Source organism: Oenococcus kitaharae DSM 17330, assembly GCF_000241055.1.
GTDB classification, from domain to species: domain Bacteria; phylum Bacillota; class Bacilli; order Lactobacillales; family Lactobacillaceae; genus Oenococcus; species Oenococcus kitaharae.
Window position 1 is genome coordinate 567,179 of the sequence record NZ_CM001398.1, and the last position, 15,963, is coordinate 583,141.

Annotated in this window: 14 protein-coding genes; 11 read left to right on the plus strand and 3 right to left on the minus strand. The window is 43.3% G+C overall.

Features of this window, described 5'->3' with window-relative positions; genetic code table 11:
- Positions 1–14: 14 nt before the first annotated feature.
- The 3 genes from OKIT_RS02860 to OKIT_RS02870 all read right to left on the minus strand — a co-directional run bounded on the left by OKIT_RS02860 (position 15) and on the right by OKIT_RS02870 (position 3,760).
- Positions 15–1,688: an FAD-dependent oxidoreductase gene (locus OKIT_RS02860; RefSeq protein WP_007745155.1), complete on the minus strand. Its 1,674-nt coding sequence runs from the start codon at positions 1,686–1,688 to the stop codon at positions 15–17.
- Positions 1,689–1,707: 19 nt separating this feature from the next.
- Positions 1,708–2,271 carry an alkyl hydroperoxide reductase subunit C gene (gene ahpC / locus OKIT_RS02865; RefSeq protein WP_007745157.1) on the minus strand — a complete coding sequence of 188 codons (564 nt, stop codon included), beginning with the start codon at positions 2,269–2,271 and terminating at the stop codon, positions 1,708–1,710.
- A 196-nt stretch (positions 2,272–2,467) separates the two neighbouring features.
- Positions 2,468–3,760, minus strand: a complete 1,293-nt coding sequence (locus OKIT_RS02870) for an HD domain-containing protein (protein ID WP_007745159.1) — start codon at positions 3,758–3,760, stop codon at positions 2,468–2,470.
- A gap of 47 nt (positions 3,761–3,807) precedes the next feature.
- Between OKIT_RS02870 and OKIT_RS02875 the strand changes: the two genes are divergently transcribed.
- The 11 genes from OKIT_RS02875 to OKIT_RS02925 all read left to right on the plus strand — a co-directional run bounded on the left by OKIT_RS02875 (position 3,808) and on the right by OKIT_RS02925 (position 15,935).
- A complete protein-coding gene (locus OKIT_RS02875; RefSeq protein ID WP_007745160.1) occupies positions 3,808–4,245 on the plus strand; it encodes a YwiB family protein in 438 nt (145 codons plus the stop codon).
- A 26-nt stretch (positions 4,246–4,271) separates the two neighbouring features.
- On the plus strand, positions 4,272–4,850 hold the full coding sequence (gene rpoE / locus OKIT_RS02880) for a DNA-directed RNA polymerase subunit delta (protein WP_007745162.1): 579 nt from the start codon (positions 4,272–4,274) through the stop codon (positions 4,848–4,850).
- Positions 4,851–4,979: 129 nt separating this feature from the next.
- Positions 4,980–6,608, plus strand: a complete 1,629-nt coding sequence (locus OKIT_RS02885) for a CTP synthase (RefSeq protein ID WP_007745164.1) — start codon at positions 4,980–4,982, stop codon at positions 6,606–6,608.
- Between the two features lie 39 nt (positions 6,609–6,647).
- Positions 6,648–7,934, plus strand: coding sequence for a UDP-N-acetylglucosamine 1-carboxyvinyltransferase (locus tag OKIT_RS02890; protein WP_007745166.1), 1,287 nt, complete (start codon positions 6,648–6,650; stop codon positions 7,932–7,934).
- A 96-nt stretch (positions 7,935–8,030) separates the two neighbouring features.
- Positions 8,031–8,273 (plus strand): type B 50S ribosomal protein L31, encoded by a 243-nt coding sequence (locus tag OKIT_RS02895; RefSeq protein WP_007745168.1) that lies wholly within the window; start codon positions 8,031–8,033, stop codon positions 8,271–8,273.
- Positions 8,274–8,330: 57 nt separating this feature from the next.
- On the plus strand, positions 8,331–9,761 hold the full coding sequence (locus tag OKIT_RS02900; protein WP_007745170.1) for a C69 family dipeptidase: 1,431 nt from the start codon (positions 8,331–8,333) through the stop codon (positions 9,759–9,761).
- An 86-nt stretch (positions 9,762–9,847) separates the two neighbouring features.
- Positions 9,848–10,810: an aldo/keto reductase gene (locus OKIT_RS02905; RefSeq protein ID WP_007745171.1), complete on the plus strand. Its 963-nt coding sequence runs from the start codon at positions 9,848–9,850 to the stop codon at positions 10,808–10,810.
- 177 nt (positions 10,811–10,987) lie between these two features.
- Entirely contained in the window at positions 10,988–13,183 is a 2,196-nt protein-coding gene (locus OKIT_RS02910) for an alpha-galactosidase (RefSeq protein ID WP_007745172.1), read from the plus strand.
- Positions 13,180–14,577, plus strand: coding sequence for a glycoside-pentoside-hexuronide (GPH):cation symporter (locus OKIT_RS02915; protein ID WP_007745173.1), 1,398 nt, complete (start codon positions 13,180–13,182; stop codon positions 14,575–14,577). The genes OKIT_RS02910 and OKIT_RS02915 overlap by 4 nt, the downstream gene beginning before the upstream one ends.
- Positions 14,577–14,828, plus strand: a complete 252-nt coding sequence (locus OKIT_RS02920) for a hypothetical protein (RefSeq protein WP_007745174.1) — start codon at positions 14,577–14,579, stop codon at positions 14,826–14,828. Before OKIT_RS02915 ends, OKIT_RS02920 begins: the two co-directional genes overlap by 1 nt.
- A 54-nt stretch (positions 14,829–14,882) precedes the next feature.
- Positions 14,883–15,935, plus strand: a complete 1,053-nt coding sequence (locus tag OKIT_RS02925; RefSeq protein ID WP_007745175.1) for a LacI family DNA-binding transcriptional regulator — start codon at positions 14,883–14,885, stop codon at positions 15,933–15,935.
- The last annotated feature ends 28 nt before the right edge of the window (positions 15,936–15,963 follow it).

Below are 15,963 nucleotides of genomic sequence, written 5' to 3' on the forward strand. Positions count from 1 at the left end.
ATTCAATATATGCTCTATGCTTGTTGTTGACATAAATCAATAATTTGATTCAAGGTCTGGCTGCCAAAAGTAACATCGCCTTCATTAATCATAAAAGCGGGCACACTCATGATTTTTTTGGATTTTCTAAAATCAGGAAAGAGCTGCAAATCAATCATTTCAGCCGTTATTTTGGGATTAAGAGCAGCGATTCTTTGACTGGCCGCCACGACATCGGGACAAAAATGGCAAGTCAGAGACACACCTATTTGCAGATGCATAGCCGGTAACGCTTTAATTTGGTCAACTAGTTTTGTGTCAATACTTTGACCTGGTCCTGCCAAATTATAGATCGCTAGGACAATTGAATTCAATTCATGTCCAGTTGGAATCCCGCTAAAACGAATGCCACTGTCTTGTTTTTTGTTGTCCAATAAAATTAAAGCCGGTAAACGTTTATCAGCAGTAGCAGTGCTTGTCTCCTGTTGGACTGACAGGTGTGCTGGATCTAATGCACTTAATTCTTTTGTGAAACTCAGCAATTGCCTGCTCTTAGCTGAATCGTCTGTCAGTACCAACAGAGTTACTGCTTGATTTAGGCGCACAAACAGTGCTTTCAATTGTGCTTTTATTTCATCAGGGAACCAAGTCCCTGCATGAGCCGGCGCAAGCGGCGTCTTTTCTTCTTCAGAATCTAGGGTAGTTTGCTGTGTGATCGAACTGACGGGCCTCTGCTTTTTAGCCGCTTTGATTGGAATCCCCAGCTGTCTTTTTTGTTCAATGACATAATTTTCAGCCGATGTGGCAGCTAAAGCACCATCGGCAGCCGCGGTAACAATCTGGCGAAGCGGCTTTGCCAAGAGGTCGCCAGCTGCAAAAACGCCTGGTAAATTAGTCTGCAGGCGCGCATCTGTCAATACATAACCGTCGGCATCGGTTTCTAAAACATCTTTGATCTGCTCGCTATTGGCTTTTGTACCGACAAAAACGAACACACCAAAAGTCTCATCACCATCAGTCAAGTGATAAGTGGTGCTTTGACCAGTTTTTCGATTGAACAATTCCGCTTCTTTTAAGAAGGTATCCCCGGATACTTTCTTTAAGACTGTATTGTATTGAATGTCAATTTTTGGATTGTCAATGGCACGCTGGGCCGTCAGGCTAGCACAGGTAAACTGCGACCCACGCACTAATATTGTGACATGGCGGCCGAAACGACTGAGATAGTCAGCTTCTTCGGCCGCTGAATAGCCGCCGCCGACAACAAAAATTTGCAAACCGCTGAATAATTCACCATCACAAGTTGAACAGTAAGCAACACCGTGGCCTCGGTACTTATCTTCGCCCTCAAAACCGGCTTTTTTGGGATTGGCACCAGTTGCAAAAATAACGCTGCGGGCAAAATAATCTTGTTGACCGTGCAAAACCTTGACCTCTTGATTCAAGTCCATGCTTTGAATATCATCTTGAACGATTGGGACGCGAAATTCATCAATTTGTTTTTGCATCAAATTGACTAGCTTGCTGCCATCAATATCAGCAACAGCCGGATAATTCCAAACAGTTGAGGTAGTCGTGACTTGTCCGCCAACTTGGTCCCTTTCGATGATCATGGTATCCAAAGCAGCCCGGCCGGCATAAATACCAGCCGTTAAGCCAGCTGGACCGGCACCGATAATGATCGTATCGTAAATATGCTTTGGATTCATATTCATTAGCCTGCCCAGCTTAGATCTTGCCAACCAAATCAAGGCTTGGTGTGATTGAATCTTCGCCAGGATGCCAGTTTGCCGGGCAGACTTTATCACCGTGTTCAGCAACGAACTGCGCAGCTTCTAGTGTCCTGAGAATTTCCGCTGCATTGCGGCCGATGCCCATGTCGTTGATTGTGTAAGACCTGATCTTGCCTGCAGGGTCAATAATGAAAACGCCGCGAAAAGCTTGGCCAGCATCTTCATCTAAGACTTCAAAGAAACGCGCTAATTTGCCAGCGGGATCAGCCAGCATCGGATACTGGACTTTTCCGATCGTATCGGTTGCCTCTGCCCAGGCTTTGTGGACAAATTCACTGTCTTCAGATACGGAATAGATTTCTGCGTTGGCTTTTTTAAAGGCTTCATAATGATCTTGCAGATCTCCTAATTCTGTCGGGCAGACGAAAGAAAAATCAGCTGGGTAAAAGAAGAAGATGGACCATTTGCCAAGAATGTTTTTCTTCGTTACCTCTTTAACCTTGCCTTGCTGATAGGCATTGACCTTAAAATCGGCTATTTCATTATTAATAAAATTCATGTTCGGATCTCCTCTTAATGAAGTCCACAAAAACCGGCAGAAAAAATCGGTCGGGTTTTAAACAGACATCATAACTCAAATTAACTATTCCTTATTTATCAAAATCTGTCACTCCACTTGTGTGAATAGCTGATAAACAAGATCTAGCTAAATCGACTATACACTAAAAAACATCACTCGGAGATGCTTTTGTCATTTAATAAGTTTTCTTGTATTTAAGATATAAATCATTCACTTCTTTGTCGGCCAGCAGTTCTCTAGGGAAGAAGAAACGACGGTCAATCGATTCTTTGCCATTGATTGCTGCAACGAGCGGGCTTAGCTGAGACAGCTCGGCTTGTTCGCCATTAGGGTATACGAATTTAATACCTTCTTCACCTGTCTTTGGCGAGTAGCTTTCATAAGGAAGGTCAGTTGCATCGTTTTCGCCGGTATAATATTTTGGATCAAAACCTAGGGCCACAATTTTCTGTTTGATGTCGGCCAGCAGCGGTTTGGTTTGGGCGTTTAATACCATTGATTTAAGCGGCTTGCGGTCCAAGAATCTTTTAGCTAAGTCGGCCAGCACAGGATCGTCTGCATTCTGCCAAATATTGAAGGCTGTATTGAAAACAGAGTCATCCAACGCAATATAATCCTGGACATCGATCTTGTTTTTTAAGGAAAATATCGGCTTTAATAATTGGAAGAAAATCGGATTATCGGGATTCTGGTCAAATAGTTCCTGTGCCCGCATCAGCAGATTTTCCAAAACGACTTCCATGCCGCGGGACACCGGATGGAAATAAACCTGCAGATACATTTGATAACGTGAAATGACATAGTCCTCAATTGAGTGAACGCCGGCAATGTCAAAGGCAAAGCCATCTTTGACAGGTCGGATCAAGCGCAGGATTCGTTCGATATCATAACGGCCATATTCAGCACCTGTGTAGTAAGCATCTCTCAGCAGGTAGTCCATCCGGTCAGCATCTAATTGCGAACTGATTAGCTGGACGACGCGTTTATCAGGATAGGTTTTACCAATTACTGCAGCAACTTTTGCCGGAAAATCCTTGGACACACGCCGCAAAATGGCGTTCACTTCAGTAGAGGGATCAGTAATAATTTTTTGAGTAAATTGCTCGTGTACCGTATTAAATAGGTGCTCAAATGTATGCGAGTATGCACCGTGGCCGACATCGTGCAGTAAGGCGGCTGCCTGTACTAGCAAATCATTTTGATGTTCCCACTTTTTTTCATTAAATAATTGTTTATTGTGATCCAGCGCGTCGATCATTCTGCGAGATATTTCATAAACACCCAAAGAATGCTGGAAACGGGATTGTTCGCCGCCATGAAAAACCAAATTGGCGACACCTAGGTGTTTGATGCGGCGAAGACGCTGCATTTCGTGTGAATTAATTAAATCGAGGATCACGGAATTATCAACGTGAATGAAACCAAGAATTGGGTCACGAAAGACTTTTTCAGATTTTAAACTAGTCATTAATTAAATTTTAGACTAATTGGTCAATAACTGTATAATTTTTAGTAATGACAAAAGAATTTAAAACTCCGATTAATATAGAAATAACCTCAGATGTTGACCGGGCTGGTGATAAAGAAAACGTTCATCAGCAAGCCCAGGGTTCATTATTATTTAATGAAGACCATTCCTATACGATCCTTTATGATATGGCAGGAGACCTAGTTAGATTGGAGATCGCTCCGGAAAAAACACGTACGGTCTATTTTGGCCATAATGGTAAAACGGTGATGGTTTACGACGAAATGATGGATCAGGCCAAATCTACCTATATGAGTGATTATGGCGCGATGGATATGCTGGTCAAAACAGCAAGTGTGGATTTCGATCAGGTTGATGGGCAAGGTATGCTTCATATTAAGTATGAACTGTTCCAAAATGAGGCTTCTTTAGGAAAATTTGATTTAACCTTGCAATTTGTACCAACGGTTAGTACGATAGATTAGCAGAATAGACAGGAAAAGGAATCTAAATGGCAGTAAAAGACTATACAAATACACAAATCGCTGAGTTAAGCAACATCGAATTGGTTCGTGAACTGTTAAATGAAACACGCAAGCAGACCAAGTTTGTTGATATCCTAGCCGAATTGGAAAAGGTCCGCGGCAGCAAGTTAGATGATGAGACGATTGTTCAAATTTATACAGACTTGAACGCCGATGGCTCCTTTATCAGCATGGGTGACAATGAGTGGGCTTTGCGTTCTTGGTTTGCTATTGACTCAATCAATGAATCGATCCATGAAGATTTGGATGAAGAAGACGAAAAGCCAAAGAAGAAGCGTGGCAAGAAGGCTGTTAGCGAAGACGATGTCGTTGATATTGACGATGATGAAGACGATGATGTTATCGATACTGAAGATGAAGACGATAGTACTGACGATACCGAAGATGATAGTAGCGATGACAGCAAGGACGCTGATGATGACGATTCAGATAGTTCTGACAGTGATGATGGCGAATTACCGTTAAATACAGATGATAAGCCCTTAGACGTGATTAAAGATAATAATGATCTTGATGATTTAAGCGATGGTGATCAGGAAGTTTAATCATTTTTGAAAGCTTTTAAGATTGAGCAAAGTGCTTGACGATTTGCCCGCATATCTGTAATGTAAATAAGGGCGCTCTAATAAATGAGCCAAGCTCCTAACCTAATAAGCTAGGAGCTTTTTTATTTTATGGCAGAAGCAAAGCAAACAAAATATATTTTCGTAACCGGCGGTGTTGTATCGTCACTGGGGAAGGGGATTGTTGCAGCGAGCCTCGGCCGTTTGTTAAAATCTCGCGGGTTGACTGTAACTGTACAAAAGTTCGATCCATATTTGAATCCGGATCCTGGAACGATGTCTCCATACCAGCACGGTGAGACTTTTGTGACTCAGGATGGTGTTGAGACCGATCTGGATTTAGGCCACTATGAGCGATTCATGGATATTAATACGAATAAATATTCGAATGTGACTTCCGGAAAAATTTATCAAGAAGTGATTGAGCGCGAGCGGACTGGTGATTATATGGGTCGGACTGTACAGGTCATCCCCCATGTCACAGATGCAATTAAAGACAAGATTTTTCGCGGTGCCAAAGAATCCAACGCTGATGTTATTATTACGGAAATCGGCGGCACAATCGGTGACATCGAATCAATGGCTTTTATTGAAGCCATTCGTCAGATGAAAAAGGAAGTTGGTTCCGTTAACACCTTTTATATCCATGTTTCTCTGGTGCCTTTTTTGCGTGCTGCTGGTGAATTGAAAACTAAGCCGACGCAACATTCGGTCCATGAATTGCGTGGTATGGGTATTCAGCCGGATATGATCGTTGTCAGATCGGAAATGGCCATTACGGATGCGATGAAGGAGAAATTATCCGAATTCACGGATGTCCCGACTGAAGCCATTATTCAATCAATTGATTCAGATGTTTTATATTCTGTGCCTTTAAATTTGGCAGCTCAGCATATGGATCAGGTCGTGCTGAATAAACTGCAGCTTGGTCATCAGCCGCAAGCCGATTTGACTCAATGGTCGGCGTTGGTGGACCGCATTCGTCATCTATCTAAAGAAATTAAGATTGCCTTAGTCGGTAAATATACGGATTTGCCGGACGCCTATATTTCTGTGCATGAAGCGTTGAAACACGCGGGTTATGCTGTTGATGCCAAAATAAAATTGATCAGTATTAATTCAGAAACTGTCAATGATAGTAATGCCGCTGAACAGTTGAAAGAAATTGATGGCTTGATTGTGCCTGGTGGTTTTGGCCATCGCGGCACCGAGGGCATGATTTCGGCAATCAAATATGTCCGGGAACACAACATCCCTTTCCTCGGCGTTTGTCTTGGCATGCAGATGGCATCAGTGGAATTTGCGCGTGATGCAGTCGGTCTAAAGGGCGCTAATTCAGCTGAGATGGATCCAGAGACAGCTTACCCGGTTGTCGGTTTGATGGATTCCCAGAAAAAAATTACAAAAATTGGCGGTACGATGCGCCTTGGATCGTATACTGCTGTCTTGAAATCAGGAAGCAAAACAGCTGCCGCCTACGGCAATGTATCTGAAATTTCCGAACGTCATCGTCATCGTTACGAATTCAACAATCATTACCGTCAGCAATTCGAAGCGGCCGGCATGGTCTTTTCCGGAACCTCGCCTGATAATTCACTCGTGGAAATCATTGAGTATCCTAAAAACGATTTCTTTATAGCAGCGCAGTATCATCCGGAATTTCTCAGCCGTCCAGAACGGCCTGAGGGTCTATATGCTGCCTTTATTCGTGCGGCCTTATCTTATGAGCATCGTCAGTGAGCCTGAAATCTATTAAAAATTAAGCTAAAATTAAAGTTAATGACCAAAATCTTAATTAATGGCGGAAAGCGCCTACATGGGGAAGTCACAATCGGAGGCGCAAAAAACTCGACTGTGGCGCTGATTCCGGCTTCGATTCTCGCTGAGACACCAGTTCGTTTTGATACTGTCCCGGCTATTTTGGATGTCAAAAATCTTCAATTAATTTTGAAATCCATGAATGTTTCGTCGACTTTTCATGACGGCTTTTTAGAAGTTGATCCGACGCATATTGTCGAAGGGCCGCTTCCTAAAAATGCGATCAAATCTTTGAGAGCCTCCTATTATTTTATGGGTGCGCTGCTGGGCCGTTTTGGCAAAGCTACAGTAACTTTTCCAGGTGGGGATAATATCGGCCCGCGGCCGATTGACCAGCACATTAAGGGTTTTAAAGCTTTGGGTGCGCTCGTTCGTGAAGATAATGACACGATTTATATTACGACCGGCCCGCAGGGCCTTCATGGTGCAGAGATATTTTTTGATAAAGTCTCAGTCGGTGCAACGATGAATTTAATTATGGCATCGGTTCGCGCTAAGGGCCTTACAATTTTGGAGAACGTGGCTCGCGAACCCGAAATTACGGATTTGGCTACTTTTTTGAACAATATGGGTGCTAATATTCGTGGTGCTGGTACTGATACCATTCGTATTTCGGGTGTTCCTGTTCTACGTTCTTCGGCTGTACATACAATTATTCCCGATCGTATTGAAGCCGGGACCTATATTACGGCCGCAGCTGCTATGGGTGATGGCGTTACCGTGAAAAATGTGATCCCAGAGCATTTAGAGTCTTTTACCTCTAAGCTAATTGAAATGGGGGTGCGTTTGAGAATTTCGGAAGATGAGATTTACGTACCGGCAACCGGCCATTTAAAACCGGTAATCATCACGACAGCGCCCTTTCCTGGTTTTGCGACTGACCTTCAGCAGCCAATTAGTCCGTTATTGATGAAGGCTGACGGCCGCTCAACAATTATTGATACGATTTATCCGCAGCGAATCCGTCACGTAGTTGAATTACGACGCATGGGCGGGGATATTTCCTCTCTGGAAGGCGGTGTGATTCAGATCAATGAATCGCCTCGCCTAATTGGGACAGATGTGCAAGCCGCTGAGATCAGAGCTGGTGCAGCTTTAGTGATTGCTGGGCTGATGGCTGATGGCCAGACAGTCATTGACCATGCTGACCATATCCTACGCGGTTACGAACAGATCCAGCAGAAATTGACCAATTTAGGTGCGTCTGTTGAAGTTTTGGATGTGGATTTGCCTAGTTTGATGCCCTAAGGACCTTCTGGCTTGAAATACGTGAGTTGAGCTGTTATTATATTAGGGTTATGACTGACTCTTTGGCTTGAGCTAAAGGGCACTAAGGAGAAAAATATGAAAGCAGATATTCATCCAGATTACCGTCCAGTCGTTTTTGTCGATTCGACGACCGGTGCTAAGTTCTTGGCAGGTTCGACCGCTAAAGCTCAGGGCGAAGTTGATTACGAAGGCCAGACCTATCCAATGGTTCGTGTTGAAGTATCATCTGATTCGCATCCTTTCTATACTGGGAAGCAAAAAGTTAACCAAGCCGATGGTGCGGTTGACAAGTTCAATAAAAAATACGGACTCAAGTAAAAAGTCTCAGCCGCTTGGCGGCTTTTTTTGTATGCTAAATAATAAGGAGAATTTAACATGAAAGATCAATTTTTAGGAACTTCCTGTACGACGATTTTGGTCGGCAAAAAGGCCAGTTATGATGGGTCAACAATCGTTGCGAGAACAGAAGATTCTGGTAATGGCAGCTTTGAGGCTAAAAAATTTATTGTCGTTAAGCCTGAAGATCAAGTTAAACATTATGTTTCCAAGATCTCTAAAGTGGCGATTGATTTGCCTGACAAAGCATTGCGCTATACAGCAACTCCCAACGCTGTCCAAGATGAAGGCATTTGGGGCGAGGCCGGCATTAATTCTGATAATGTTGCGATGAGTGCAACGGAGACGATTACAACTAACGAACGTGTACTGGGTGCTGATCCAATGGTGGCCGCTGGTATTGGCGAAGAAGACCTATTGACAATTGTGCTGCCTTATATTCATTCTGCTAAAGAAGGCGTTCAGCGTTTAGGTGCGCTCTTAGAGAAATATGGTACTTATGAACGCAACGGCATCGCTTTTTCTGATGTTAATGATATTTGGTTTTTGGAGACGATTGGCGGCCATCACTGGCTGGCACAGCGTGTTCCCGACGATCATTATGTGACGGTTCCTAACCAGTTAGGTATTCAGGACGTGGATTTTGATGATCCTGACAATTTTATGTATTCAGATGATCTGCCAAAATTTATTGAAGACAACCATTTGAATTTGTCTTTGGATGGCAAAGTCAACAGCCGTCTTACTTTTGGTTCGCATGCTGATATTGATCACCATTACAACACGCCGCGTGCCTGGTTTATCCAAAAGTTTTTGACACCAAATATTGATCAGGAGCCCATGAGCGACAATATTCCCTTTGCTCAAAAGCCTTTTCGCAAGATTACGATTGAAGATGTGAAATACGTGTTGTCAAGTCATTATCAAGACACACCTTATGATCCTTATGGTACAACGGGAACTGAAGCCCAAAAGCATCTTTTCCGTCCAATCGGGATTAACCGTACCAGCGAGTTGTCGGTTTTGCAGATCCGTCCGGATCAGCCTGAAGGCAATCGGGCTGTTCAGTGGCTGGCTTATGGATCAATGGCTTTTAACACTTTAATTCCTTTCTATACGAATGTCGAAGATACGCCGGATTATGTAAAAAATACGACTGCACGTGTCAGTTCTGAGAATTTTTATTGGGCAAACCGAATTATCGCGGCTTTGGCAGATCCCCATTATCATGATGTCGTTGCTGATTTGGAGCGTTACCAGGAACTGACATTAAGTTTGGGGCACGAGAATCTTCTGGATGCCGACAAAGCAGCTGTTAATAAGACTGGCCAGGCCTTGACTGATGCTCTAGCGGCAGCAAACAACGAGATCAGCGATGCCGTGAAAAAAGAGACTGAAGATCTCTTGGATAAAGTGTTGTTCACTGTTTCGAATCTGATGACAAATAAATTTGCCCGCAGTGACAATTAAACTGCCGCATTTTATAGAATTCTTATTTCAGAGTAAAATTAAGTCGGAGCAATTTGCTTCGATTTTTTTGCCTAGGAGGTATTTTAATGAAACAAATAGAACTAGGACAATCCGCTTTAAAGGCCAGCCAGATCGCTTTAGGTGTAATGCGCATCAATGAGCGTGATGCCAAACAAGCCGTGGAAACAGTTTCGGCTGCGCTTGATGCAGGCATCAACTATTTTGATACAGCCGATATTTACGGTAACGGCCGATCATCAACAATTTTTGGTCAGGCACTCAAAGACGCTGGTGTTGACCGTGATAAGATCTTTATTCAGACCAAGGCCGGCATCATCTTAAAAGATGGTCAGATTAATGGTGATGGTTTTAAGGGCCTGCGTTATGACTTTTCTCGTGATCATTTGATTTCTGCTGTCGATATCGAATTACAGCGCCTTCAGACGGATCATGTCGATTTTCTGCTGCTGCATCGTCCAGATACATTAATGGAACCTAGTGAAATTGCCGAAGCTTTTAGTCAATTGGAAGCTTCTGGCAAAGTGCTGCATTTTGGTGTTTCCAACTTCACGCCTTACGATGTTGACCTGCTCCAGCAGGCATTGAGTCAACGCTTGGAGGTTAATCAATTGCAATTCGGCCTTGGCCATGCTGATATGATTGCTGAAAACATCCAGATGAATATCAATGGCAAAGCAGAATTTGATACGCACGTGCGCACTTTTGATGTGCTGACTTATTCGCGTCTGCACAAGATGACAATTCAGGCATGGTCGCCATTCCAGTATGGGATGTTTGCCGGTGTCTTTATTGATAATCCAAAATTCCAGCCTTTAAACGATGAACTTCAGACTTTGGCCGATAAATACGGTGTGACAAAAAATGGTATCGCAACTGCTTGGATTTTGAAGCACCCAGCCAGGATTCAAGCAATCCTCGGCAGTATGTCGCCTAATCACATTAAAGAGATGGCTGATGTTGACAAAGTGCATCTCACAAATCAGGAATGGTACGACTTGTATCAAACTGCTGGTTATCCGCTTCCATAATTTAAAAAAATATTTGAAAACTTCCTAGTTTCTGATTGGGAAGTTTTTTTATTAGTCTATTTTAGTTGGTATTATTACATAAAGATTACAAATGTCATATAAATGTAAATCTAAGCGCTTTACTAAACATTTAGTAAACAAATATTATGTAATTGCAGTTTTTAAAGGAGACACAGCATGATCACATTTGATGAGAGTACACAAGTTTTTCATTTACATAACCAGCAGATTTCCTATTTAATGTCGGTGGAAGAGGGCAATCTGTTAGCTCACCTTTACTTCGGGAAAGCCGTCAGCCATTACGCTGGGGAACGTGCTTATCCTCGCCGCGACCGAGGTTTTTCTGGCAACCTGCCCGATTCTTCAGAGCGGGATTATTCTAAAGATACGCTATTACAGGAATGGTCCGGCAACAATACGGGCGATTATCGCGTGCCGGCCGTGATTATCCGTGATGAAAATGGTGCACGCCAGACAGATTTCCGTTACCAATCCTATCGAATCGTCGCTGGAAAACCCGACCTGGAAAATTTGCCGCACAGTTATGTGGTTGACGATTCTGAGGCGCAGACCCTCATTATCACTTTGACTGATACAGCTTTGAATTGTGATCTGGCCTTAAGCTATACAATTTTTGATAATTGGGCCGTGATTGCGCGGGATGCCAAATTAATTAATCGCGGCAGCCATGTTCTACATATCGAAAAAATTGCCAGCATGCAGATAGATTTTCCCAAACAAGATTTTCAAGTGATTTCTCTACCAGGTGCTCACGCACGCGAACGACAAGTTGAGCGACAAGAAGTCGGCCACGGCGTCACACAGTTTGAAAGCCGCCGCGGTACTTCCAGCCATCATATGAATCCTTTTATTGCTTTGGTTCATCCGGACACGACTGAATTTGCTGGAGAAGCATTTGGCGTACAGCTTGTCTACTCCGGCAATCACCAAGAGACACTGGAGCGCGATTACATCGATCAGACGCGTGTGCTGGCTGGCATTAACGAGTACGATTTTGATTGGAAATTGTCGCCAAAAGATGTTTTTCAGACACCCGAAGCTTTACTGGTCTATTCTGACCAAGGCCTAAACGGCATGTCAAACACCTATCATCATCTTTTGCGCGAACGGGTGGCGCGCGGCAAGTATCAATATGCTAAACGCCCGATTGTGATTAACAACTGGGAAGCAACTTTCTTTGACTTTGATAGCAGCAAGATCCAGGAAATTTTGAATAACGCGGCTCCGTTGGGCATCGAAATGTTTGTCTTGGACGATGGCTGGTTTGGCCACCGTGATGATGATAATTCCAGTCTTGGTGATTGGTTTGAACATGCTCATAAATTGCAAGGCGGCTTAAAGGAAGTCAGCCGCCAGATTCACGACAAGAACATGCGCTTTGGTTTGTGGTTCGAGCCAGAAATGATCTCGACTGATTCGGATTTGTATCGTGCTCATCCAGACTACGCCTTGCAAGTGCCTGGACGCGGCAAGACTTTGTCACGAAATCAGTTAGTCTTGGATTTTTCGAGAAAAGAAGTTGTTGACAACATTTTTCATCAAATGGTCAAAATTCTAGATAATGTCAAAGTTGACTACATCAAGTGGGATATGAACCGTCATCTGACCGAAGTGTATTCGGCGGCTTTGCCAGCTGATCAGCAAGGTGAAGTCAGTCACCGTTATACGCTGGGTGTTTATGATTTGGCTGAAAGATTAATTGAAAGATATCCAGATATTCTTTTTGAAGGCTGTTCTGGCGGTGGCGGCCGTTTTGATGCCGGGATGCTGTACTATTTCCCTCAATCTTGGGCCTCTGACAACACGGATGCTGTCGCAAGATTAAAAATACAGACCGGTACTTCTCTGGCTTATCCGATGTCGAGTATGACCGCACATGTGTCCGTGTCGCCTAATCAGCAGACTGGACGTGCCACGAGTTTTGAGATGCGCGGGGATGTTGCTATGTCAGGCGTCTTTGGTTATGAATTGGATTTAGCCAAACTCACTGATGCTGAAAAAGAGATCGTTAAAAAACAGGTTGCTTTTTATAAAGAGCACCGTCAATTAATTCAATATGGCGACTTTATCCGGATTAAGTCGGCTTTTAAAGGCAATGATTTTGCCTGGGAATTTGTTTCCAAAGATAAATCCGAAGCGCTCCTATTCAGATTCAAGCTGATGTCTTTGGCTCAACCGGAATTTACACTGACAAAAATGGCTGGATTGGATCCGAAAATTGTTTATGAAGATGAAAAAGGTCATTCCTATGGCGGCGATGAGCTGATGTCGATTGGTTTTTACGATGTGCCGCTAGAAGCAGCTGATTGGACGAGCAAAGTGGATTACTTTGCAGCAAAGGAACGAGCATGAAAAATTTTAAATCTTCTTTCGCATATGGATTAGGTGCTTTTGGCCATGACGCTTTTTACGGCATGTTAAACGGCTACCTGATCATGTTTGTCACCAGTGTCTTATTTGCCGGCGGATCAAAAACCTATATGGCACAAATGATTGCCGCTGTGGCGCTGATTATTACCGTGGTGCGTATTGTGGAACTGTTCATGGATCCTCTGCTTGGCGGTATGATCGATTCCATCCATACCAAACACAGCAAATATGCGCCCTGGATCGCTGGTATGGCGACAATTTCAGCTGTCCTGTCCTTATTGGTTTTTTCAAACTTGTTTGGTCTGTCAACATCGAACGGACCGCTTTATCTGACAATTTTTGCGGTTATCTTCACGGTATTTTACATTTCGTATTCGATCAAAGACATTGCCTTTTGGGGGATGCTGCCAGCATTAAGTACCAGTTCCGATGGTCGCGGCGTGATTGCGACTTTCGCTAGAATTGGCTCAACTGTTGGTGGTAACGCTGTTGCTTTAATTTATGTTTACGTGCTCACGCTATTCTCAGGGTCATCGACATTTAATCAGCGAGGCTGGACTGGCTTTATCCTCTTAATTGCCGCAGTGCAATTAATTGGCGCATATGCAGCGGCCCTAATGACAAAAGAAGATAAAAGTGTTGTGAACCATCCTGCTGAACATATGAAAATCTCTGCGGTGTTCAAAACTTTGGCAAAAAATGACCAGCTTTTGTGGATGGCACTTTCATATTTGATCTTTGCCTTTGGCAACAATATTTTCAATAATTTAATGATTTACTTCTTCAGATACATCCTTAATGCACAGGATATGTGGAAATATGTTGGCCTGATTGGTATGGCCACAGGGTTTGTATCGATTGTGTCTTTCCCGTTAATTTCCAAGTTTTTAAAACGGCGTCAGATCATGATTACCGGTATTTTGGCGATTGCCTTATCTTTTATTGTCTTTCTCTTTGCAAGAAATTCACTTCTGGCGCTTGGCGCTTATGTGATCTTTGATCTCGCCAACCCTCTGGTCTTTATGATTGTTGTCCTCGTAATTTCCGATTCCGTTGAATATGGTCAGCTAAAGACTGGCAGCCGTTCAGAAGCAGCCACTTCCTCAATTCGTCCGATGGTTGATAAATTCGGCGGCGCTATTGGCGGTGTGGTAACTGGATTTGTGGCAACATCGTTAGGCATGACTGGTAATACAACAGCCAAAGACATCCCGGCTTCGGCTGATCTGACTTTTAGAGTGATTACCTTTGTTATTCCGGCTATCCTGGCAATTATTTTCTTGATTATTTACATGAGCAAGGTTAAATTAACCGAAGCCAAACACGATGAAATCGTCAAAGAATTGGCTGTCCAAGCTCAGCAAGGAGGCAAATAATGGATCGCGCGTTAGATAAAGATAATTTACAAATTAAGCCTGACTCTTTTGCTCAAGCAGCAGTGTCAGCTAATAAGCGTTTGAAAAAAGAAAACGATCTGCATTATTTAAAACATCAACTAAAACTGTATGTTGCCGCTGTTTATATGGCAGAGGACTTTAATCGGGCTGAAAGTGCCAGCAATAAAAAATTAAAACATGATCAAGTTAACCGCTTGCAGGAAAAACTGATTGAACGACGGCTGGATTGAAAATTCGGATTAGCAATACTTCTTTGATCGAGTAAAATTGGTGCAAGGAGATATATGGCCAGTATTCGTGATGTCGCTAAATTGGCCGGTTTTAGTCCGGCAACCGTTTCAAGAATTTTAAATCAAGATACAACATTATCTGTCAAACAATCGACCAAAGACAAAGTGCGTCTGTCGGCTAACCAGCTGGGATATATCGCTAAAGAAGCCGACCGTTCTCAGACCTATGAACGTTCTAAGCTGACAATCGCTGTTTTGGATACTGTCTCAGAGGCACAAGAGCTGGATGACCCTTATTTTGCCGATATTCGCCGTGGCATTGAGGAGCAGGCACAGCATGATTTATTTAAACTATCCCGCGTGATTTATAGTGGTGAAATCACACAAGATCTGCCTTCTTTTAAAAGTTTTGGCCGAGTTCTTGTAATCGGCACCTTTTCTGCGGACCTGCTAAAAAGAATTCAAACAGAAAATATCAACATGGTTGTTATTTCTGATGTTCCAACGGATCGCCAAATTGATACTATTCGACCGGATTTCGATATACAGACCGATGAGGTATTGGACCATCTGCATAAATTAGGGCATTCTAAAATTGCTTTCATTGGCGGCAGTGTCGATGCCGTGAATGCTGATGGCCAGGTACTGTACAAAAATGATGATCTGCGCTTGCTGGCGTATAAAAATTGGATGCAGCGTCATCATTTAGAGGATGATATGCAAATTTTGCTGACGGGCTGGAATACGATGAAAGCATATTTGGCAGTTAGTCAATTATTGAAAACATTCTCTTTGCCTGACCTGCCTACTGCTTTGGTAGCAGCTTCTGATCCAATTGCAGTTGGTACCTATCGGGCGATTTTAAATGCTGGCTATAAAATTCCGAAGGATTTTTCCGTGACTTCTTTTGATGATATTGAAGCCGCTCAATACCTAGTGCCTGCTTTATCAAGCGTGCATCCGGCGAGCAAAGAGATTGGGCGCGAGGCCGTGCGGCTGATTCGTCAGCGCATTTTTGAACAACGGACAGCCGCTTTGCAGGTGATTGTGCCATCGGAATTTATTGAACGCGAGTCGATTGACGGTGCGCGTCTGACAAATGTTTAATCGTTTAACAATTTTTCCTTTATAATAG